Origin of the sequence: Methylobacterium indicum (assembly GCF_001043895.1) — a bacterium.
Taxonomy (GTDB): domain Bacteria; phylum Pseudomonadota; class Alphaproteobacteria; order Rhizobiales; family Beijerinckiaceae; genus Methylobacterium; species Methylobacterium indicum.
In genome coordinates this window covers 1-658 of sequence record NZ_JTHF01000486.1, presented here as the reverse complement: position 1 = coordinate 658, position 658 = coordinate 1, and the positions used below count along the sequence as shown (strand labels likewise).

The window sequence follows — 658 nt, the reverse complement described above, 5'->3', positions numbered from 1 at the left end:
ACGCGGCGGCCTCCGCGAACCACTCCGGGTCCGGCCCGGCCTCGGTCCACGGGACGCCGATCACGGTCGCCCGGTGGGCGCGCAGCAGCGCCTGGAAGTTGAAGTAGCAGGGATCGTCCACCAGGACCGCATCGCCCGGGCGCAGCAGCAGGCGGCAGACGAGATCGACCGCCTGGGTGCCCGAGCCGGTGAGCAGGATCCGGTCCGGGCCGACCGGCAGCCCCTCCTCGGCGAAGAGCCGCGCCAGATGGCGGCGCAGAGCAGCCGGACCCCGCGTGGTGCCGTAATCGGTCAGCACCGCGTCCTCGGCCCGGGCGAGGCTCCGGGCGGCGCGGCGCAAGGGGTCGAGCGGCATCCAGGCGGCGGGCAGCCAGCCGCAGCCGGGCTTCGGGATGTCGGGCTCGCCGTCGAGGGATTGCCGCGAGACCCAGAACGGATCGACCTCCCGGTCGAGGCGCGGGCCGATCTCGGCCAGCGTCGGGGGCGGGGCGAGCGAGGCCGCGTAGAAGCCCGAGCCCGGACGCGAGCGCACCGCCCCCTCCGCCGCCAGCCTCTCGTAGGCCTCGACCACCGTCGAGGGCGAGACGCCCATGAGAGTGGCGAGCCCGCGGATCGAGGGCAGCCGCTCGCCGGGCGTCAGCCCCCGCGCGGCGATCCG

General features: G+C 76.3%; 1 protein-coding gene. It reads right to left on the bottom strand.

Annotation, left to right across the window (positions count from 1 at the left end):
• A partial coding sequence (locus tag QR78_RS31650; RefSeq protein ID WP_048431614.1) for an aminotransferase class I/II-fold pyridoxal phosphate-dependent enzyme occupies nt 1–658 on the bottom strand: 658 nt, incomplete at both ends.